Genomic DNA, 21,088 nt, shown 5'->3' on the forward strand with positions numbered 1-21,088 from the left:
GCAATAAATAAACAGTTAACCCAAATCAAAAGCTACAACCTTTATTTCTGTATAATCTTCTATTGCAAACTTTGGACCTTCCCTACCTATACCGCTTCCTTTAACTCCACCATATGGCATATTATCAGCTCTAAACGTTGGAATATCGTTTATAATCACTCCACCAACATCTGCATTTTCTATCACTTTCCAAGCATTTTTTAGGTCGTTTGTAAACACTCCAACTTGTAAGCCATAATTTGTTTTATTGACAAGCTTTATAGCTTCATCTATATCTTTAAACCTTCTTACTGCAACAACAGGAGCAAAGGCTTCTTCATAGAAAAGTTTAGACTCTTCCGGCACTTCTGAAACTATTGTTGGTGGAATTATTGGTTTATCTTTTGATTGTATTCCTCCAAGTGATATTTTACCGCCTTTCATAACTGCTTCATTAATCCAAGTTTCAATTCTATCAACTTCACTTATAGAGATTACAGGACCTACGTCTGTATCTTCTTCTAAAGGATTTCCATATTTTAACTTTGAAGCTTCTACTTTTAAAAGATGTTCAAATTCATCAGCTACACTTTCATGAACAAATACCCTTTGAACTGATATACAAACCTGACCTGCTAACGCAAACCCTCCAAGAACTGATTTTTTAGCTGCAATTTCTAAATTTGCTGTTTTATCAACAATTACAGCTGAGTTTGACCCAAGCTCCATTACTATTTTTTTCAACCCTGCTTGTTTTGCTATTATTTCTCCAACTTTTAAGCTTCCTGTAAAAGAGACGACTCTAACATCTGGATGTGTAGTCATTGCTTGACCTACATCTGCAAATCCCGGTATAACAGAAACAGCCTCTTCCGGAACACCTGCTTCAAGGAAAAGTTGACAAAGCATTATTGGAGATAGTGGAGTTCTTTCACTTGGTTTTAATATAAACGGACAACCTGCTGCAATAGATGGTGCTATTTTATGTGCAGTAAGATTTACAGGAAAGTTAAAAGGAGTAATTGCAGAAACTATTCCGGCCGGGACTCTGTAATAAAATCCTTTCTTTCCTCTACCGTTTGGAGATGCATCAAAATGCACATACTCGCCATGAATTCTTTTTGCCTCTTCTGCTGAAAAAGTAATTGTATTTATAGCCCTATCTACTTCTATTCTTGCTTCTCGGATAGTTTTTCCTGTTTCTAAGGTTATAGTTCTTGCAAACTCTTCTTTTTTACTTTCTAAAAGATTGGCTATTTTTAACAAAATTTTATATTTTTCATAAGCTGTAAGTTTTTTTAGTTTTTCAAGACCTATTTTAGCTTTTTCTATAGCCTGATAAACATCTTCAGGAGAACCCTTTACAGCCTCACCTATTTTTTCTTGGTTGTAAGGAAAAATTACATCGATAATCTCATCCTTCCAAACCTCCTTGCCGCCAATTATCATCGGTAGCTTAATCATAGATACACCTCCGAATATAATTAAAAAGAATTTTAACATAATAGTAAGATTTGAGAGAATGATTGTGTAAGCTATTTTATTTTCGGAAATATGTAATAGCTGAAAATAATACGCAGGTGAGAAATTAGTGATTTTTATAGAGTTTAAAAAGGAGATCCTTCGGACTAAAGTCCTCAGGATGAAAAATAAAGTGGAGAAGCGGAAGAGTAGGGGGCGATTCATGAATCGCCCTTACGAAAGTGAAGTTATCATTCTGAAGCCGGCGAAGAATCTCCTACTTTTATTGAATTTCTCATCCGACATATGCAATATCATTTAGAAATAGTTTGTATTTCAAGAGGAACCCCCACCAGCTTAAAACTGGCAGGGATTTAGATATTAATGATAGTAGCTTGTGTCTCCTTTTACTTTTCCAGCAAAAACTTTATATGCATATCTTGTGTAGTAAATAACCAATGGCATAAAGATAATTGTGACGATTAACATAACTTTTAATGTTAATTCTGAAGATGAAGAATTAAACACAGTTAAGCTATATTCAGGATTGATTGTTGACCTTATAAATACCGGGAATGATGCAAGAGCAACGTTTAAAACTGTAGCTCCACTTAACACGCTTGATACAAAAACCATCTTTTCATACTTACCAGATTTTAAAAATTTTAAGTACACAATCCATGAAATTAACATTATAGCAGGAACGATAAAGAAGATTGGATATTTTAAATAGTTTTCATACAAATATGGAGCTTGGATTAAAGCTAATACGTTTGTTAAGATAACTGCAGCCAGGTATCCAAAGGCACTTATAACAGCATATTTTTTAGCCATTTCAAAAACTGAGCCTTCTGTTTTTCTAAGTAAATATGCAGCTCCATGCATTGCAAACATAAATAAACCAACAAGTCCCATTGCAAGTGGTACAGGTCTTAAAAGTGTGAAAAAATCTCCTAAGTATGCACCATCTTTATCAATAGGAACGCCTACAACTGCATTACCTACCGCAACACCAAAAAGAATGGCCGGAAGAACATTGCCAATCCAGTAGATAAAATCAAAAGTCCTTCTCCAAGTTAAAGATTCGGATTTGTTTCTGTATTCAAATGCAATGGCTCTACCAATTAAAGCCCAAAGAACCAATAAAATTGCAATATAGAAGCCGGAAAAAGAAGCAGCATAAACAGCTGGAAATGCTGCAAAAAGCATACCTCCACCGGCTATAAGCCATACTTCATTACCATCCCAAACAGGTGCAATTACGTTGTATAAAACGTTTCTATCTTCTTCATTTTTCATAAAAATCATAGGAAAGCCTGTCCCAAGGTCAAAACCATCGGTAACTGCATACCCTATCAAAAATATACCTCCTAAAACAAACCATAAGCCTTGAAGTGTAAAAAGCTCCATTGGTAGCATATTAAACACCTCCTTTTGTATCTTTTGAATACATTCCTACTTGAACAGTACTTGGTCCAGTTTCATAATCAACTACAATGTCTTTTTCAGCATACTCTTGAACTGATTTTTTCATAGCTTTTACATAGACAATAACAATGCCTGTATAAATTAAGATAAATGTAATTACTGAGAACAACACATTAGCAGAAGTATTAAAGTAAGTTACACCATCAGCTGTTTTTAACATTCCTTGAACTAACCATGGCTGACGACCGACTTCAGCTGTAAACCAACCAAGCTCTGATGCTATAAATGGAAGTGGTATTGAGTAAAGAACTGTTTTTAAGAATGCTGTATTTTGATAAATAGTTCCTTTTTTGAGCAAGTATAGACCCCATAGAGAGATAAACACAAATAAGAAGCCTAAACCAATCATAAAGTGGAAAGATTGGAACACTACGTTAACACTTGGTAAATCTGCATGAGAAATATTATAAGCCTTTGTATATGCTTTGTATTCTGCTAACTGTTGCTTTAACTCTGGAGTTGGATTTACAGCATATTGTTTTTCTAACTCTGCTACTTTTGATTCATAATCTTTTGCTTTTTGCTGATATTCTTTAACAAGGTCGTTAATTCCTTTTACTTCTGCGTTGAAATCATGGTATGATAAGAATGAAGCCATACCTGGAATAGCTATAGGTGCATAAGTTTTTTGTTCTTTTTGATCCACCCAACCGATAGGTATAACAGGAGCTCCTTTTTCAGTATTCCAAATACCCTCTGCCATAGCAAGCTTTAATGGTTGATATTTTGCTACATAATAACCATGAATATCACCAAATATGATAGCTAACACTGATACTATTGAAGTATAGATTAAAGCTGCTTTCATACCTAATTTTGCCATCTCAACATGTTTTCTTTTGAGTAAGAAGTATGCCAATACACCCAAGACAAAAAATCCTGCTGTAATTTGACCGCCGTTAACTGTGTGAAGAAATCTTATTATTGTTGTGTGATTTAAAACTGCAGCCCAGAAATCTGTAAGCTCTGCTCTAATTCCTTGTTGAGTTTCAACGATTTTATAACCAGCAGGTGTTTGCATCCAAGAGTTAGCAATTAAAATCCATAATCCAGAAAGATTGCTACCAAGAGCTACCATCCATGCTGAAAATGTGTGCATAGCTTCCGATATTCTTCCTCTACCGAATAAGAAAATACCCATAAATGTAGATTCTAAGAAGAATGCCATCAAACCTTCAATAGCCAATGGTGAACCAAAGATATCACCCACAAATTTTGAATACTGGAACCAGTTAGTACCAAATTCAAATTCCATCGTTAAACCAGTTGCTACACCCGCGGCAAAGTTGATAGCAAAAAGCTTCATCAAGAACATAGAGAGCTCGTCATACAATGGATTTTTGGTTTTTAGATAAAGAGTTTTGATGATGGCGATGAACACAGACAAACCGAGCGTTAATGGAACGAAGATGAAGTGCACGAAGGCTGTGAACGCAAACTGAAATCTGGACAAAGCTAACAAGTCCATAGCTAAAACCTCCTATTAATATATAAGTTAGTTAATATTTATTAACTTTTCTCAATAAAACACTATGATAAAAATCATTGAAATTGAAGGATTATTTAGTAAGTAAGCATTTACTAACTTTGAAATGTAATTATGACGTAAATCATTTTTAAAAAGAAATGGATGTAATAAGTTAGTATTTATTAACCTATACCTTGGGTGAGAAATTAGTGGTTTTTATAGAATTTAAAAAGGAGATCCTTCGGACTTACGTCCTCAGGATGACAGCGAAAGACTGATTGATAAACATTAAAGGAAGGATAACATAAGATGTCATTCTGAGCGAAGCGAAGAATCTCCTACTTTTACTGAATTTCTCACCTGACGTATGAATATAATAAAGTTAGTATTTATTAACCTATTTTTGAAGGAGAGAAAAATGATAGCATTAGACTTAAACCAAAGCAAAGAAAACCAAGGAAAATACAATGGTTATGTGGCAATCCCTATTAAAGCTCCACGAGAAAACCAACCAATCAAGATTTCTCCAGCATTTGGAAAAGTTAAATTTTTTGCATTATACGACAAAAACTCAAAGAAAATTGAAATTGTAGAAAATCCAGCAGATAATGGCGGTGAAGTGGTTAGATTTCTAAACAGCCTTGGTATAAAAGAATTAATTACCCTTCATATGGGAAAAGGTGCATACAATATAGCTTTGGCTTGTGGGATGAAAATCTATTTTGCTAAAGATGATAAACAAACTTTAGATGAAGTGATAGCTAAATTTGAATCAAATCAACTTCCATTAATTACAGAAGAGAATTTTGAACTTTTATCACAATTTGGTTGTGGCAGTCATGACCATCACCACCATGAACATCATGACCATCACCATGATTGATTTTTAATGATTAAGCACACCAAATAAGAAATTCAGAATATAAGAAGTTCAGAATAAGGGAATTCGTTGCCATTTATAGATAACAAACAGATTTTGATTATCAAGCATTAGATGAGGGATAATCTACTTAGCCATCCTAGCAAATGGGAGAAATTTCATGCTTTTTTTTGAAGTTCTCACTGAGGCTGTTCCAAAAATCTGCATCGTTATTCTGAGCGTTAGCGAAGAATCTCCTGCTTTTATGAATTTCTAACTCGACATATTTAAATATCAATGAATAATTCTCTATCTCTTTTTCATTATGAACGTAAGTTGAAAATCCAATAATTTTCAATTTCTCACCCTAAGGGTATGGTATATAATATTTAAGAAACATAAAACTTTGCAGGAGCTTGAAAATTGTTTGATAAGATTTCTCAATCTAAATGGAAGAATATTGTTTTATTTATAACAGTGTTTGCATTTGTAGCTACGTCTATAGTAGCTATAATTGTTTACAAATTAAGTGGAGAAATTAATGGTGTGGCAGAAGTAAACGGTAAAGAAATTCCATTTTATGAATTTAATTATGCATACGAAATGACAGCAAGAAATATGCAAATGCAAAATCTTGATATTTCTAATTTAAAAGACCAAATAAAGAAAGAAGTTGTAAATGATTTGATAGAAAAAGAACTTTTATATCAAGAAGCGGAAAAGGAAGGAATAACAGCAACTTCAGAGCAGGTAAAAAATGAGATTTTAAAAATTTCTGCATTTCAAGTCAATGGTAAATTTGATAAACAAACATACTTACAAATTATAAACTCTTTTGGGTTAACCCCTGATGCTTTTGAAAATATTTTAAGAAAAGAACTATCGGTCAATAACTTGAAAACAATTTTACTGTCTACAATCTATGTTAGTGATGAAGAGATTGAAACCTTTACTAAAAAACAACTTACAAGAGTGAGCGGTGAAGCTACTATAATAAAACCAAATACTCCAGAAATTACAGAAGAAATGATAAAAAAGTTTTACGAAGAGCATAAAAAAGATTATTTAGCACAAACAGGGAAAAATATAACAGTTTATAAAATAGATATCCAAAAATTAGGTGATGATAAAGCACAGCAGTTAGCAAAACAGCTATTTACGCAAGCAAAAAGTGGAAATTTGCAGTCTGTCCCGGCAGAAGTTGAGAAAGTTTTTGAAGGAGATGTTTTTTCTAACCAAGAAATTCAAAACTTACCAAAAGAAATTCAGGAAGATGTGAATTCCTTAAATAAAGACAAAAAAGTTTCATTCACTAAAACACAAAACGAGTATTACATTTCGGTATTTAATGGAGAATCTTTAAAATCAATACCTTACGAACAGGTTAAAAATGAAATTAAACAAAAATTAGAAAGAGAGTTATCACAAAAAGCTTTACAAGATATGCAAAAAACCACTGATATAACACAGCTATTAAAGCAAAATAAAACAGAAAAACAAACTATTTCTGATAACACAATTCAAGAATTGGTTGTCAAATTTGGAATAAAAAGAGAAGATTTAAATAAACTTGCTAACTTAAAAGTCGGGGAGATATCCAAACCAATCTCGACAGAAAATGGAATTTTAATATTTAAACTAACTGAAATAAAAGAACCGGATAAATCTCAGGTTGATGAAACGAAAAGAACAATTCTTCCTTTCATAAAATCTCAAAAATTCAACGATGTATATCAAATGTACGTTGATAGCTTAAAGAAAAAAGCAAAAATAAAAATTAATAAAACAGTATTAGAAAATGGATAAAAGTCCGTACGCATTAGATTTTTTACTTCACCAGTTAGAGCTGATAAAAAGTAATATTAGAAAACCCAAATACAAAGAACTAATAAAAGAAATGTTTGAAAACAATAAACTTTATGAAAAGTTTTTAATAGCCAAAGATAAAAAATCAAGAAATTATAAACATGGAGTTCTTGAAAGAGTTGCATCAACAGGCTCGTTGGCACTTTGTATTTATGATAATTATCCAACAATAGACATAGATCTATTATTATCTGCTATAATTTTATCTGGATTTAGAGATGCAGTAGGAAGACCATTTTTTTACAAAAATGTTAAAGATTATCCAGAAATAGCAGAAATTCTTTATAAAAAGAACCGTCAAAAGCCAAAAATAGAGTACTTTTTGTTTGATGAAATAATAAAAATTGACGAAAGAGTTAAAATAAGGGAAAGTAATAAAACTTTTTAATCTTTAATTAAATTTTGACGAAATGATAATTATTAAAATAATTCGTTTTATGGAGTATAAGATGAGGAAGAAAAAAAAGTTAATTGTAGCATCAATGGTAGGCTTAACTATAAGTGTTAATATAGGCTATGCAGAAAGATTATCTGCGGAATTTACAAATGCTAAATTGTCAACAGTTGTTGATGCTTTATCTCAAATTTCTAATTTTAATGTTATCTGGGATAAGGATGCTATTGGACAAAAAGATAAATTAGTATCTCTTGCTATAAGAAAACCTATAGAGGCTGAAAATCTTTTTAATTTAGCTTTGCTTGAAAATGGCCTTATTCCGGTTAAAGAGGGAGGGATTTATAGAATTAAAGTTGCTGATGAGTATTTTGTATCAGTTCCACCAGAAATAATAAAAGCATTTGGAAAAGATATGTTTGATGGTCTTGTTACACAGGTTAAAAAGTATACATCCCCAGCTGCATCGATAAAAATAGATAATACAACTTATACAATCATTGTTAAAGATGATAAAGATAATATAAATAGATTGAAGAATGTTATCACTTCTTATTTAGACTCTATTAAGAAACAGTCTGAATATCTTGCAAAAATTCAAGAAAAAGAAGGTCAATTTATAAAAAAGGAATTTAGTATTTCATATGAAACTTTTAAAACCATTGAAGATAAGATTGCTGAAAACTTAGGAATGTATGGAAAATATGATTACGATAAATCAAAAGAAAAATTAATTGTTTTTGATACAAAAGAAAATATAACAAAAATATCAAGAATAGTAGGTGAAGCAACCCAAGAGAAAATAGAGACAAAATGTTTTTATGCAAGAGGATTAGATCCAGGTGAATTAATAGAAAATATTAAAGAAAAAGAGCTTTCTGAAAATGGGACAATAGTATTCAAATCTAAAGAAACAATTCAAACAGGAGGTACTGAAACCAGAGAAATTTCAACAACTGGCCAATCATCTCCAGTTGGTACCACAGCTGGTATTACAAAATCATCTTCTACACCAGCAACTATAATAACTAATCTTCCTAAAATATGTATTACAGATACACCTAAGGTTATAGAAAAGATTAAATATAAATATGCAGATTACCTGCTTGATAGACCTTATCAAATAGCCATAGAAGCAAGAATAGTTCAGGTAAGTACGAGTAATTTAAAAGACTTGGGTATTCAATGGGGAGGCAGCGCAACTAATATCGATAATAATAATACAAAAATAATTACAGGCGGTGGATCTACAAGTGTAATTAGCGGTGGAAGATATGCAGTTGATTTTCCTTCAAGTTCCGCAACGTTTCCGGGTGGATTTGCTATTGGTTTTGTTTTTGGAGGATTGCAGAATTTTCTTGATGTAAGATTATCGGCATTGCAAAGTATAGGAAGGTCTAAAATACTTTCTAAACCACAAATCGTAACAATAGATGGCGAAACAGCAGAAATTTCTCAAGGATACGAGGTTCCATATACAACTGCTGTGGCAGCTGGCGGTGGTACTGTATCTTCAGTTTCATTTAAAAAAGCTGTATTAAAATTAAATGTGACACCAAGAACTACTGCTGATGGAAATATTATCATGGATATAATAATTACTCAGGATATACCAGACTTTAAAAATTTAATTTTAGGTAACCCGCCTATTCAAACAAAAACTGTGACAAGTAAGGTAGTTGCTAAAGATGGTTCTGTTATTGCAATCGGGGGAATTTTAGAAAAAACGGAAGATTTAAAAGACAGTGGAGTACCAGGTTTAATGAATATCCCTATCCTTGGATATTTATTTAAAGAAAACTACAAACAAGAAAAAACAAATGAACTTTTAATCTTTTTATCACCAAGAATAGTATATGAATAATTAACTTTTGCCATTTAAAGAAAATTTTTTATGGGTGGCTTAAGTGCCACCTTTTTATTTTTAATAGATCATCCAATGTTATTTTCTTAATAAAAACTCTCTTTAAATTAAAGGTAAACTTTTTGTTCTATGTTCAAATGATAAAATCAGTAATCATATTATCACTTTAAAGTTAAGTATAAGCTTTGTTTTTTAAAGTATTTCATCAATAGAGTTTATTCTTAAACAAAGCAATTTAATTTTTAAAAAATAACTTGGTATAAAATATTAATCAAAATCTCTTAGGAGCCTTTGTAAATGAACAGCTATATTATCAATGAAATGAAAAAAGAAGAATCTTGGAGGTTATTTAAAATAATTGGAGATTTTATCGATGGATTTGAAGTTATGCCAAATTATCTACCTTCTGTTACTATTTTTGGTTCTGCAAGGGTAGAGGAAGGAAACAAATACTATGAAGCTGCAAGAGAGTTAGCTTTTAAACTTTCTAAAAAAGGATTTTCGATTGTAACCGGCGGTGGACCGGGAATTATGGAAGCTGCAAACAGAGGAGCATTTGAAGCAGACGGAAATTCGATCGGTTTAAACATAAAACTTCCAAAAGAGCAAAAACCAAACAAATACCTTACAGAAATCTTAAATTTTAATTATTTTTTTGCAAGAAAGGTTATGTTAGTAAAGTATGCAACAGCATTTGTCCTATTTCCAGGAGGGTTTGGAACCCTTGATGAGATAACGGAAACATTAACTTTAATACAAACAAAGAAGCTTAAACCTTTTCCAGTTATACTATACGGAAATGAATATTGGAATGGATTTGTACAATGGCTTAACGATGTGGTAGTAAAAGATGGATATATTGATAAAGAAGATACGGAGCTATTCAAACAGATGGATGACATTGATGAAATTGTTGATTATATTGACCAGTGGTATATTAAAAATAGTACAAAATTGATAGGAGAAAATGATTAATGGAATTTGATGTTAAAAATTTAAACGAAACTCAAATATATAAACTTATGATAAGTACTATTGTTCCAAGACCTATTGCTTGGGTTTCCACTGTATCAAAAGATGGAATATTTAATATAGCACCTTTTAGCTTTTATATGGGAATATCTTCAAGCCCACCTCTTATTGCAATCTCTATTGGGAAAAAAGATGATGACAGAAAAAAAGACACTTGGAAAAACATTGAAGAAGTGGGAGATTTTGTCATAAACATAGTGACCTATGACCTTGTCGAAAGAATGAACATTACCGCATCACCGTTTGATGAAAATATAGATGAATTTAAAGAAGCAAATCTTACACCTATAAAATCTGATTTAGTAAATTCCCCGAGAATTGCTGAATCACCTATTAATATAGAATGTAAAAAGTTTATGATTTTAGAAATTGCAGATATGGGACTAATTTTTGGAGAGATTTTGAAATTTCATATAAAAGACCAGCTACTTAACGAAAAAGGATACGTAGATAATAAAAAGTTAAAAGTAGTTGGAAGACTCGGTGGAGCTGATTATTGTTTGGTTGATGAAAGTAATATATTTAATCTTATCAGACCGGATTTAAAAAAGAGGTAAATCTTGATTAACAAAGAAGAGCTTATAAAAAAGCTAAAGCTAAAAAATTTTAAACTTACGAAGCAAAGATTAGAAATAATTGATGAGATATTAAATTTTAATGGTCATTTTGAAATAGAAGATTTAGTTTTCAAATCAAGAGAAAAAAATCTTAAAGTATCACGTTCGACCATCTATAGAACATTAGCCATACTGAAAGATTTGGGATACATTGAAGAAGTAATTAAGCTTAACAATAAAACATTTTACGAAGTTGCAAACAAAGAACATCATGATCATTTAATCTGTCTAAGCTGTGGAAAGATTATAGAATTTCACGATGAAAAAATAGAATCTATTCAAAATGAAGTATGTAAAAAATACAACTTTAAACCGGTTTATCACAGATTAGAAATCTTTGGAATTTGTGAGGATTGTCAGAAAAAGGAAAAAGTATGATAGATAAAAATTATCTTAAAGTTTTAAAAGAGCTTGGTTTTGAAGAAATTATTTTAGATAAACCCATCTTAAATCAAAAATCAAGTAATCAAATAGATAAAATAGAAGAGTTAAACAAGATTTATGAAGAGATTAAAGTTTGCACAAAATGTGATTTACATAAAAGTAGAACAAATCCTGTTTTGGGTGAAGGCAATATTAATGCTAAAATTATGTTCATCGGAGAAGCTCCCGGAGAGGAAGAAGATAAGCAAGGAAGACCTTTTGTTGGAAGAGCAGGAAAACTACTTACAAAATGCATAGAAAATGCAGGGCATATAAGAGAAGAGGTTTATATTGCTAACATCAATAAATGTAGACCACCTAACAATAGAACACCAACCATAGAAGAGCAGGAAGCTTGCATTCCTTTTTTATTAAGACAGATAGAAATAATCAATCCAAAAGTTTTATGCTTACTTGGAGCTACTGCATACAGAGGAATTTTTAAGAAGGAAGCAAAAATTACAAAAGAAAGGGGAAGTATATTAGAGTTTATGGGCAAAAAGGTTTATATAACATACCATCCGGCTTATGTTCTTAGAAATCCAAAGGAAGAAGAAACTTTCTGTCAAGATATAAAAAATGTTTTTAAATTAGCGGGAGAATAATTTGACATATAAAAAGGTGGAAATAACAAAAGAAGGTTATGAAAAAATACTATCTAAAAATCCTTTGATATACAACAAAGAAATCAAAAAAATACCAAAAGAGATTACGCCCGGAGAATTAGTAAAGGTTTATTTTAAAAACACTTTCTGCGGAGTTGGATACATAAATCCAAAGAGCAAGATAACTATAAGAATTTTATCCTTTGAAGATGTTCAAGTAAATGAAGATTTTATAAAAGAAAAGATTGAAAAAGCTTTTGATAAAAGAAAAGAGCTGTTAAAAATAACAAATGCGATTAGATTAATTCATGCAGAAGCAGATGGATTGCCCGGCTTGATAGTTGATTATTATGATGGTTATTTATCATTGCAGATTAATACATACGGAATGGAAAGGTTAAGAGAAAATATTCTAAAGTCTTTGATTGATATAATTAAGCCTAAAGGAATAATAGAAAAGTCTGATGAAAAAGCAAGAGAAAAAGAAGGTCTGCAAACGGAAAAGAAAGTACTTTTTGGAGAAGTACTAGAAAAGATTTTGATTTTTGAGTATGATGTTAAATTTTTAGTTTCTTTACAAGAAAGTCAAAAAACAGGTTTTTATTTAGACCAAAGAGCTAACAGAAAGTTAACTTCTGAATATGTAAAAGAAGGATTTAAAGTATTAGACTTATTTTGTAATGCAGGAGGATTTGGGATTCATGGTGGTAAAAAAGGAGCTGAATTTATAAAATTTGTAGATATTTCAAGCTTTGCTTTATCACAAGTCGAAGAAAACGCAAGGTTAAACAATTTAAAGAATTACGAGATAGTAAAAGATGATGTGTTTGATTTTTTAAAGAAAGAAAAAGATAAATATGATTTGATAATCCTTGACCCACCGCCTTTTGCAAAGAGTAAAAATGAAAAACATGATGCACTTAGAGGTTTTAAATATTTAATCTTAAACAGCTTAAAACTGTTAAATCAAAATGGATATCTTGCCATTTTCTCTTGTTCACAAAATATTACATTAGAAGATTTGATAAACACTACATACGACAGTTTAAAAGATACTAAAAATATGGCAGAATTTGCTTTGTTCTTTACTCAAGACAAAGACCATCCATACATCTTAAACATTCCAACATCTTTTTATTTGAAAGGTTTGATGATTAGAAAGGTGTAAGAAATTGAAAAGTAAAATAGTAATTGTAATTATAATGCTTACAAAAATCAATATCGTCATTCTGTTGCCTACGAAGAATCTACTGTTTTTCTTTTCAAATTAAAAAATCAAAAAAGGAGATCCTTCGGACTTATGTCCTCAGGATGACACGGAAAGGTAAACTTACGAGAATTTTGGAACACTCTTACATCGTTATTCTGCAGCCTACTAAGAATCTTATTTTTGCCCCCTTCCTTTCAAATAATAACAAAAAATGATACTTTAGCCTTCGGCTTCAGGATGATAGCTAAAGATTGATTGATAAGCATTGGAGTAAGGATAACCCTCCTTATTCGTCATTTTGAAGTTATGCGAAAAATCTCATACTTTGCACCTCTACAGTATCATTTTCTGAGCAAAGCAAAGAATTTTCGTTCTTATTGCCTCTCACTTACTCACCTTATTAAATTAAATCTTATAAACAGCCTCTAATTCTATCAAAAACAGACTTAAACAAATGATATAATAATATTTTTAAAATTTTGCCGGAGGTGTCTCAAAATTGGAATTTAAAGATACATTGAATCTGCCTCAAACTGAGTTTCCTATGAAAGGTAATCTACCAAATAAAGAGCCTGAAATATTATCTTTTTGGGAGAAAATAAATCTTTATCAGAAACTTAGAGAAGATAGAAAAGGAAAAGATAAATATATTCTTCATGACGGACCGCCATATGCAAACGGACATATACACATCGGACATGCTTTAAACAAAATTTTAAAAGATATTTTAGTTAAATATCAATCCATGAAAGGAAAAGATGCACCTTTTGTTCCAGGCTGGGATTGTCATGGGCTTCCGATAGAACAACAGGTAGAAAAAGAGTTAAAAGAGAAGAAAATCAAAAAAGAAGACCTTTCTAAATCTGAGTTTAGAAAGCTATGCAGAGAATACGCTTTAAAGTTTGTAAACATTCAAAAAGAAGAGTTTAAAAGACTTGGTATTATTGGAAATTGGGAAAAACCTTATCTTACAATGAGACCATCCTATCAAGCACAGGAAGTTTTAGAGCTTGGAAGAGTGTTTAACAAAGGTGTTGCATATAGAGGTAAAAAGCCTGTTTATTGGTGTATCTATGACAAAACAGCAGAAGCAGAAGCGGAAATTGAATATTACGACAAAAAAGACCCATCTATCTATGTAAAGTTTAAAATGAAAGATTCTGATGATACCTATCTTGTAATTTGGACTACTACTCCTTGGACGTTGCCTGCAAACCTTGGTGTAATGGTTCATCCAGAGTTTGATTATGTTTATTTCAAAACAGGTAAAGGAACTTTGATAGTTGCCAAAGAATTACTTGAAAACTTTAAAGAAAAGACCGGATTAAATGGAGAAGTAATAAAGCAGGTTAAAGGAAAAGATTTAGAGTTTAAAGAGTATTATCATCCATTTATAGATAGAGTTTCAAAGGTTTATCTCTCTGAGTTTGTTGAGCTTGGCACCGGTACAGGATTGGTCCATATGGCACCAGGACATGGTCAAGAAGACTATATCATCGGTCAAAGATATGGTGTAGATGCCTTTGCGCCTGTTGATGATGAAGGAAGGTTTATACAAGAAGCACCCGATTGGCTTAAAGGAATAAGGGTTTTTGATGCAAATGATTTAATCATTGAAAAATTACAAGAAGTAGACGCGTTGATATATAAAGAAGTGATAAGCCACTCTTATCCCCACTGTTGGAGATGTAAAAATCCGGTAATTTTTAGAGCAACTCCCCAGTGGTTTATATCTATGGAAGCAAAAGTTAATGAAAATCAAACTTTGAGAGAAGCAGCATTAAAAGAGATTGAAAGGGTAAAATGGATACCCTATTACGGACAAAACAGAATAAAAAGCATGGTAGAAAACAGGCCGGATTGGTGTATTTCAAGACAGAGAAGCTGGGGTGTTCCGATAACTGTATTTTACTGTGAAAACTGCGGTGAAATCGTTAAAGATATGGAAGTTTTTGAGCATGTAGCTAATCTAATTAAAAATGATGAGTTTGGGGCTGATATATGGTTTGAAAAATTAGTAAAAGAATTGCTTCCGGAGGGTTATAAATGTAAAAAATGCGGCGGGCAAGAGTTTAAAAAAGAAGAGGATATACTCGATGTCTGGTTTGATTCTGGCGTGTCCCATGCAGCAGTTTTAAAGTACGGAGAATGGGAAGAGTTAAGATGGCCTGCCGATATGTATTTAGAGGGTTCAGACCAGCATAGAGGTTGGTTCCAGTCTTCACTTCTTGAATCGGTAGCATCTTATAACAGAGCACCTTATGACACAGTTTTGACACATGGATTTACACTTGACGAAAAAGGCAGAAAAATGTCTAAATCTGCCGGAAATGTAGTAGCACCGGAAAAGGTTATAAAAGAGTATGGAGCTGACATACTAAGACTTTGGGTTGTTACAGAGGATTATACAGAAGACATAAAGATAGGTTTTAATCTTATAAAAAGAATTGCAGAAGATTACAGAAAAATAAGAAATACATTTAGATACTTCCTTGGAAATCTTTACGACTTCAATCCAAACCAGGACTATGTTCCTTACGAAAATCTATTAGAAATAGACAGGTGGATGCTTTCTAAACTTCAAAATATCATACAAATAGCCGACAAATCTTATGAAGAAGGCAAGTTTCATAAAATCTATCACACGATTAAAAACTTTGTAATAGTAGACCTTTCAGCAATATATCTTGATATTTTGAAAGATAGACTCTATGTTTACGCACCAAAAAGCTTAGAAAGAAAGTCGGCACAAACTGTATTGTGGGAATTACTTTTATCATTAAACAAAATCCTTGCACCTATCATCTCATTCACAGCAGAAGAAGTTTGGCAGTATGTAAGAAAAATCGATTCAAATATAAAAGAAAGCATTCATCTTGAAATTATGCCTGTTGTAAATGAAAAATTTATAGATAAAAATTTAGAAGAAACCTACGAAAAACTTTTAGAGGTAAGAGACGATATACTAAAAGCGATAGAAGAGGCAAGAAAACAAGACTTAGTAAGGCATCCATACGAAGCAAGAGTAATTTTAAAACTACCGAAAGAGTATAAAGAAATTGTAGAAAAAAGATTAGATTGGATTAAGTTTTTCTTTACTGTTAGCCAAGTAGAGCTTTCAGATAATCCTGAAGGCGATGTAGTAATTAATGGCGAATCTGTAAAAGACTCTGTTATAGCTGTTAGCAAAGCAAAAGGTGAGAAATGTCCAAGATGCTGGATCTATGATGAATCTGTTGGTAGGAATGGACAACCTGTTTGTGATAGATGTAAAATTCAGCTTGAAATTATGAATATCAAATTGGAGGAATTAGCATGAAAAAACCGGATATTGTTAAATATATAAAAGAAAAACATCCTGAAATGGATTTAAAAAGTATAAAAGATGTTGTTGATGAAATCTTTGAAGTGATGGCAGAAGCTTTAGCAAAGGGTGAAAAGATAGAAATTAGAAAGATAGGTTCTTTTAGAGTTTTAAAAAGAAAGAAACCACTCAAAGGAAGAAAGAGAGTTAGTTATTCGAAAACTGTTCATTTCAAGCCGGGTAAAGTATTAAAAAGAGCATTAAAAAGTGTATCCTTAGAAGGTGAAAAAAATGCAAAATCCAAAAAATGATTTATTTTTAAGAGCTTGCAGAAGACAAAAAGTAGAAAGAACACCAATCTGGCTAATGCGTCAAGCCGGCAGATACATGAAAGAATACAGACAGTTAAGGGAAATAGCAGGAAGCTTTAAGAATTATTATAAAAATGTAGATTTAGCTGTAAAAGCTTCTATTTTACCGTACACTTTGCTTGGTGTTGATGCAATAATCATTTTTTCTGATATACTTACACCACTTGAATCAATCGGAATGAAATTTGATTTTAAAGAAGGAGAAGGACCGGTTTTTGAAAATCCTATCAAAGGCAAAGAAGACATCCAAAGCCTAAAAGAGTTTAACGCTGAGGATGTTTATTTTGTTGGAGAAATCATAAAAGGTGTTAATCAAACTATCAACAGAGAAATTCCGGTGATTGGGTTTGCTGGAGCGCCTTTTACGATAGCAGCATACATGATAGAAGGCAGAGGTTCAAAGGACTTTAAAAAAACAAAATCTTTTATGTATAACAACCAAGAAGATTTTAAAATACTTCTTGATAAAATCGCAGATATGACTATAAAGTATTTAAGCTTTCAGATAGAGTCCGGAGCTGATGCTGTTCAAATCTTTGACAGCTGGGCCGGTCATCTTTCACCTAAAGATTATAAAGAGTTTGTACTGCCGTCAGTTAAGAAAGTAATAGAAAATCTTAAACATTACAACAAACCAATCATACACTTTACAAAAGGCGTTTGTGGATTTATGGACTTTATTCTCGATTCTAATGCTGATGTATACAGTATAGATTGGATGATAGACATCAAAAAAGCAAAAGATTTAATCTATCCAAAGGCATCTGTTCAAGGAAATTTAGACCCTATGGTGTTGTATGCTGACAAAGACATTATAAAAAAAGAAGCAGAGTATATAATTAAATCATGGGGAGAGGATACAGGACATATATTTAACCTTGGTCATGGTTTGATGCCGGATATGGACGCAAGTAAAGTTAAATTTTTAGTTGATACTGTAAAAGAAATTTCAGTTAGAAGGCGGTAGATGAGACCTTTTTTAAAGTGGGCAGGCAATAAATATAAGATTGTAGAAGATATAAAAAGGCTATTACCGGTCGGCAATAGACTTATAGAGCCTTTTGTAGGCTCTGGCGCTGTTTTTCTTAACGCTGATTATAAATCTTATCTTCTTGCAGACATTAATGAAGACCTGATAAACCTTTATCGTACATTGGGAGATTATGGCAAAGATTTTATAAGCTTTACAAAAACGTTTTTTACGCCAGAAAACAACACAAAAGAAAGATACATGGAGCTAAGGGATGTATTTAACACTACAAACGACAAAGTTTTAAAGTCTGCATTATTTGTATATCTTAATAGACATTGTTATAACGGACTGATTAGATACAATCAAAAAGGAGAGTTTAATACACCTTTTGGAAGATACCAGAAGCCTTATTTTCCCGAAGAAGAAATGCAACTATTTTATAACAAGCTTAAAAAAACTGATGTAGAGTTAAGAGTTTCAAGCTATGAAGAAACTTTAAAAGATGTTTTTTATGGAGATGTGATATACTGCGACCCGCCCTACATACCTATTTCAAAGACTTCAAACTTTACCCAGTATTATCAAGAAAAATTTACAATCTTAGACCAGCTGAAGCTCATTCAAATTTTAAAAGATTTGGCAAAAAAGGGGATTCCGTCGGTATTAAGCAATCATTATAACAATCTTATAATAGACCACTTTGAAGATTTTGAGACTTTAGATGTAAGAAGGATAATATCTTGTAAGTCAAGAGAAAAAGTAAAAGAGATTTTAGCGGTAATAAAATGAATGGAAATACTTTTAGAGATGCAGTGAAAGATTACATAGTTTTACGCAGAAATGGAAAATTCTTAGAAATAAAATGTAAGTATAAAGAATTGCTTAAAAATGCCTTGAGTGAGAAATTGGCGATTATTGTAGAATTTAAAAATAAGATCCTTCGGCCTTACGGCCTCAGGATGACAAAGAACGACCCAATGGTGTCATTCTGAGCGTAAGCGAAGAATCTCCTATTTTTATTGAATTTCTCACTCAACGTATAGAATGTAAATTTAAGAATTGGTTAAAAATGTTTTGAAGGTGAAAATATGTCAGAAAAAGTAGTTGCAACAAATAAAAAAGCCTTTCATGACTATGCCATACTTGAAAAGTATGAAGCGGGTATAGTGCTAACAGGTTCAGAAGTGAAATCTTTAAGAGAAGGAGCATGTAATTTAAAAGACAGCTTTGTTATGATTGAAGACGGGGAAGCATGGCTGTATAATTGCTATATTGCACCATACAAACCCGCGGCAAAATTTGGTCATGACCCAACAAGAAAAAGAAAATTACTTCTTCATAAAAAAGAGATTTTAAAGCTTATGGGAAAAGTCAAGGAAAAAGGGTTAACAATCGTTCCACTTAGAGTTTACTTTAAAAATGGAAAAGCGAAAGTTGAAATAGCGCTTGCAAAAGGTAAAGTTAAGTATGAAAAAAGAGAAGCGATGAAAGAAAAAGACATGAAGAGAGAAATAGAAAAGTCTTTCAAAGGAAAAATAAAACTATAAAAAGAGGTGATAGATTGAAGAAGTATATATTCATAACAGGTGGAGTTTTATCTTCTCTTGGTAAAGGAGTAACTTCTGCTGCCATAGGTTCAATCTTAGAATCTATGGGATACAAAATTACATTGATGAAATTAGACCCATACTTAAACATAGACCCGGGGACTATGAACCCATACCAACATGGAGAAGTTTTTGTTACAGAAGATGGGGCAGAAACAGATCTTGATTTAGGCCACTATGAAAGATTTACAAATGCAGTTATGACAAAAAATAACAATACAACATCAGGAAGGCTTTACTTTAATCTATTGGAAAAAGAAAGAAGAGGAGCTTTTCTTGGCGCAACAGTTCAAGTAATTCCACACTTTACAAACGAAATAAAAAAATCAATTGAAAAAGTAGCAGAAAATCATGATATTACATTGGTTGAGATTGGCGGTACAGTTGGAGATATTGAAAGTCAACCATTTTTAGAAGCTATAAGACAAATGGGAATAGAAAACAAAAAAGAAGATGTTATTTATATTCATTTAACATATGTTCCTTATATCAAAGTAGCAGGAGAATTAAAAACAAAGCCAAGTCAACACTCAGTAAAAGAGCTTAGAGCGATAGGTATCCAGCCGGATATATTAATTGGCAGGGCTGAAACACCACTTCCAAAAGAAATAAAGAAAAAGTTATCACTATTTACAAACGTTGATGAAGATTCAGTATTCTCTGCTCCAGACCTGAATATAATCTATGAAATACCACTTTACTTTAAAAAAGAAGGGCTTGATAGAGCAATAGCAAAGCATTTAAACCTTGAATACAAAGAACCAGACTTATCAAAGTGGAAAAAGATTGTTACCGTTTTATCAAAGCTTGAAGAAACTGTAGATATAGGAATAATTGGAAAATATGTAGATTTAAAAGATGCATACAAAAGCATTCACGAAGCGTTGATACACGCTCAAATACCAAACAAAGTAAAAGTAAATATCCATTGGATAAACTCTGAAAAGATAAATCAAGAAAATTACCAAGAAGTTTTAAAAGGTTTAGACGGAATTCTCGTACCCGGTGGATTTGGTGATAGAGGTATAGAAGGTAAAATATTAACAGCCAAATATGCAAGAGAAAACAACATCCCATATTTTGGAATATGTCTTGGTATGCAGATTGCGGTTATTGAATTTGCAAGAAGTGTAGCAGGGCTTGAAGGTGCCAATTCAACAGAGTTTAATCCATTTACACCACACCCGGTAATAGATATTATGCCAGACCAAAAACATGTAGATAAAAAAGGCGGAACTATGAGACTTGGAGCCTACAAATGTCACATAAAAAAGGGAACAAAAGCTTATGAAATCTACAAGCAGGAAGAAATCTATGAGAGACACAGACATAGATATGAATTTAATCCAAAGTATGTACCAATCTTAGAAGAAAAAGGTCTTGTTGTTTCAGGTATTTACAAAGCTAAAAACCTGCCAGAAATAATAGAACTTCCAACCCATAAATGGTTTATTGCTTGCCAGTTCCATCCGGAGTTTAAAAGCAAACCATTTGCACCCCATCCGCTTTTTGTTTCATTTGTTGAAGCAGCTTATAAAAACAAGCAAGGGGCATAATGGTAAATTAA

The 21,088-nt window shown here is 32.0% G+C and carries 19 protein-coding genes; 16 read left to right on the forward strand and 3 right to left on the reverse strand.

The features are described from left to right. Positions 1-15: 15 nt before the first annotated feature. The 3 genes from SYO3AOP1_RS05570 to SYO3AOP1_RS05580 all read right to left on the reverse strand — a co-directional run bounded on the left by SYO3AOP1_RS05570 (position 16) and on the right by SYO3AOP1_RS05580 (position 4,396). Entirely contained in the window at positions 16-1,443 is a 1,428-nt protein-coding gene (locus SYO3AOP1_RS05570; RefSeq protein ID WP_012459759.1) for an aldehyde dehydrogenase family protein, read from the reverse strand. Between the two features lie 378 nt (positions 1,444-1,821). Further along, on the reverse strand, positions 1,822-2,859 hold the full coding sequence (gene cydB, locus SYO3AOP1_RS05575; RefSeq protein WP_012459760.1) for a cytochrome d ubiquinol oxidase subunit II: 1,038 nt from the start codon (positions 2,857-2,859) through the stop codon (positions 1,822-1,824). Between the two features lies 1 nt (position 2,860). Beyond that, positions 2,861-4,396: a cytochrome ubiquinol oxidase subunit I gene (locus SYO3AOP1_RS05580; RefSeq protein ID WP_012459761.1), complete on the reverse strand. Its 1,536-nt coding sequence runs from the start codon at positions 4,394-4,396 to the stop codon at positions 2,861-2,863. Positions 4,397-4,814: 418 nt separating this feature from the next. Between SYO3AOP1_RS05580 and SYO3AOP1_RS05585 the strand changes: the two genes are divergently transcribed. The 16 genes from SYO3AOP1_RS05585 (at position 4,815) to SYO3AOP1_RS05660 (ending at position 21,077) form a co-directional block, all read left to right on the forward strand. After that, a complete protein-coding gene (locus tag SYO3AOP1_RS05585; protein WP_012459762.1) occupies positions 4,815-5,279 on the forward strand; it encodes a NifB/NifX family molybdenum-iron cluster-binding protein in 465 nt (154 codons plus the stop codon). A 399-nt stretch (positions 5,280-5,678) separates the two neighbouring features. Next, positions 5,679-7,061 carry a peptidylprolyl isomerase gene (locus SYO3AOP1_RS05590; protein ID WP_012459763.1) on the forward strand — a complete coding sequence of 461 codons (1,383 nt, stop codon included), beginning with the start codon at positions 5,679-5,681 and terminating at the stop codon, positions 7,059-7,061. Further along, on the forward strand, positions 7,054-7,509 hold the full coding sequence (locus SYO3AOP1_RS05595; RefSeq protein ID WP_012459764.1) for a hypothetical protein: 456 nt from the start codon (positions 7,054-7,056) through the stop codon (positions 7,507-7,509). The genes SYO3AOP1_RS05590 and SYO3AOP1_RS05595 overlap by 8 nt, the downstream gene beginning before the upstream one ends. 61 nt (positions 7,510-7,570) lie before the next feature. Then, positions 7,571-9,379 (forward strand): type II and III secretion system protein, encoded by a 1,809-nt coding sequence (locus tag SYO3AOP1_RS05600; protein ID WP_012459765.1) that lies wholly within the window; start codon positions 7,571-7,573, stop codon positions 9,377-9,379. Positions 9,380-9,676: 297 nt separating this feature from the next. Continuing rightward, positions 9,677-10,354 (forward strand): TIGR00730 family Rossman fold protein, encoded by a 678-nt coding sequence (locus tag SYO3AOP1_RS05605; protein ID WP_012459766.1) that lies wholly within the window; start codon positions 9,677-9,679, stop codon positions 10,352-10,354. Beyond that, positions 10,354-10,968: a flavin reductase family protein gene (locus SYO3AOP1_RS05610; protein ID WP_012459767.1), complete on the forward strand. Its 615-nt coding sequence runs from the start codon at positions 10,354-10,356 to the stop codon at positions 10,966-10,968. The genes SYO3AOP1_RS05605 and SYO3AOP1_RS05610 overlap by 1 nt, the downstream gene beginning before the upstream one ends. 3 nt (positions 10,969-10,971) lie before the next feature. Further along, positions 10,972-11,406: a transcriptional repressor gene (locus SYO3AOP1_RS05615; protein ID WP_012459768.1), complete on the forward strand. Its 435-nt coding sequence runs from the start codon at positions 10,972-10,974 to the stop codon at positions 11,404-11,406. Next, entirely contained in the window at positions 11,403-12,056 is a 654-nt protein-coding gene (locus SYO3AOP1_RS05620) for a uracil-DNA glycosylase (protein WP_012459769.1), read from the forward strand. The genes SYO3AOP1_RS05615 and SYO3AOP1_RS05620 overlap by 4 nt, the downstream gene beginning before the upstream one ends. 1 nt (position 12,057) lies before the next feature. Further along, positions 12,058-13,224: a class I SAM-dependent rRNA methyltransferase gene (locus SYO3AOP1_RS05625; RefSeq protein WP_012459770.1), complete on the forward strand. Its 1,167-nt coding sequence runs from the start codon at positions 12,058-12,060 to the stop codon at positions 13,222-13,224. Between the two features lie 541 nt (positions 13,225-13,765). Beyond that, positions 13,766-16,585 carry an isoleucine--tRNA ligase gene (gene ileS / locus SYO3AOP1_RS05630; RefSeq protein ID WP_012459771.1) on the forward strand — a complete coding sequence of 940 codons (2,820 nt, stop codon included), beginning with the start codon at positions 13,766-13,768 and terminating at the stop codon, positions 16,583-16,585. After that, positions 16,582-16,881 carry an HU family DNA-binding protein gene (locus tag SYO3AOP1_RS05635; protein ID WP_007547480.1) on the forward strand — a complete coding sequence of 100 codons (300 nt, stop codon included), beginning with the start codon at positions 16,582-16,584 and terminating at the stop codon, positions 16,879-16,881. Before ileS ends, SYO3AOP1_RS05635 begins: the two co-directional genes overlap by 4 nt. After that, positions 16,862-17,908 carry a uroporphyrinogen decarboxylase gene (hemE, locus tag SYO3AOP1_RS05640; protein WP_012459772.1) on the forward strand — a complete coding sequence of 349 codons (1,047 nt, stop codon included), beginning with the start codon at positions 16,862-16,864 and terminating at the stop codon, positions 17,906-17,908. The genes SYO3AOP1_RS05635 and hemE overlap by 20 nt, the downstream gene beginning before the upstream one ends. Continuing rightward, positions 17,909-18,703, forward strand: a complete 795-nt coding sequence (locus SYO3AOP1_RS05645; RefSeq protein WP_012459773.1) for a Dam family site-specific DNA-(adenine-N6)-methyltransferase — start codon at positions 17,909-17,911, stop codon at positions 18,701-18,703. It abuts the gene before it with no gap. After that, the gene (locus SYO3AOP1_RS09425; protein ID WP_012459774.1) at positions 18,700-18,906 is read left to right on the forward strand and encodes a hypothetical protein; all 207 of its coding nucleotides are present in this window, start codon (positions 18,700-18,702) and stop codon (positions 18,904-18,906) included. The genes SYO3AOP1_RS05645 and SYO3AOP1_RS09425 overlap by 4 nt, the downstream gene beginning before the upstream one ends. Before the next feature lie 96 nt (positions 18,907-19,002). After that, a complete protein-coding gene (gene smpB / locus SYO3AOP1_RS05655; RefSeq protein ID WP_012459775.1) occupies positions 19,003-19,461 on the forward strand; it encodes an SsrA-binding protein SmpB in 459 nt (152 codons plus the stop codon). 14 nt (positions 19,462-19,475) lie between these two features. After that, complete coding sequence (locus tag SYO3AOP1_RS05660) at positions 19,476-21,077, forward strand: CTP synthase (RefSeq protein ID WP_012459776.1); 1,602 nt, start codon at positions 19,476-19,478, stop codon at positions 21,075-21,077. Positions 21,078-21,088: the final 11 nt, after the last annotated feature.

It is taken from the genome of Sulfurihydrogenibium sp. YO3AOP1 (assembly GCF_000020325.1).
In the GTDB taxonomy this organism is placed as follows: domain Bacteria; phylum Aquificota; class Aquificia; order Aquificales; family Hydrogenothermaceae; genus Sulfurihydrogenibium.

Excerpts from the sequence above, each read along its gene's own strand:
- SYO3AOP1_RS05570 (WP_012459759.1), bottom strand. The coding sequence starts at position 1,443 with ATGATTAAGCTACCGATGATAATTGGCGGCAAGGAGGTTTGGAAGGAT.
- cydB (WP_012459760.1), bottom strand. The coding sequence starts at position 2,859 with ATGCTACCAATGGAGCTTTTTACACTTCAAGGCTTATGGTTTGTTTTA.
- SYO3AOP1_RS05580 (WP_012459761.1), bottom strand. The coding sequence starts at position 4,396 with ATGGACTTGTTAGCTTTGTCCAGATTTCAGTTTGCGTTCACAGCCTTC.
- SYO3AOP1_RS05585 (WP_012459762.1), top strand. The coding sequence starts at position 4,815 with ATGATAGCATTAGACTTAAACCAAAGCAAAGAAAACCAAGGAAAATAC.
- SYO3AOP1_RS05595 (WP_012459764.1), top strand. The coding sequence starts at position 7,054 with ATGGATAAAAGTCCGTACGCATTAGATTTTTTACTTCACCAGTTAGAG.
- SYO3AOP1_RS05600 (WP_012459765.1), top strand. The coding sequence starts at position 7,571 with ATGAGGAAGAAAAAAAAGTTAATTGTAGCATCAATGGTAGGCTTAACT.
- SYO3AOP1_RS05605 (WP_012459766.1), top strand. The coding sequence starts at position 9,677 with ATGAACAGCTATATTATCAATGAAATGAAAAAAGAAGAATCTTGGAGG.
- SYO3AOP1_RS05610 (WP_012459767.1), top strand. The coding sequence starts at position 10,354 with ATGGAATTTGATGTTAAAAATTTAAACGAAACTCAAATATATAAACTT.
- SYO3AOP1_RS05620 (WP_012459769.1), top strand. The coding sequence starts at position 11,403 with ATGATAGATAAAAATTATCTTAAAGTTTTAAAAGAGCTTGGTTTTGAA.
- SYO3AOP1_RS05635 (WP_007547480.1), top strand. The coding sequence starts at position 16,582 with ATGAAAAAACCGGATATTGTTAAATATATAAAAGAAAAACATCCTGAA.
- hemE (WP_012459772.1), top strand. The coding sequence starts at position 16,862 with ATGCAAAATCCAAAAAATGATTTATTTTTAAGAGCTTGCAGAAGACAA.
- SYO3AOP1_RS05645 (WP_012459773.1), top strand. The coding sequence starts at position 17,909 with ATGAGACCTTTTTTAAAGTGGGCAGGCAATAAATATAAGATTGTAGAA.
- SYO3AOP1_RS09425 (WP_012459774.1), top strand. The coding sequence starts at position 18,700 with ATGAATGGAAATACTTTTAGAGATGCAGTGAAAGATTACATAGTTTTA.
- smpB (WP_012459775.1), top strand. The coding sequence starts at position 19,003 with ATGTCAGAAAAAGTAGTTGCAACAAATAAAAAAGCCTTTCATGACTAT.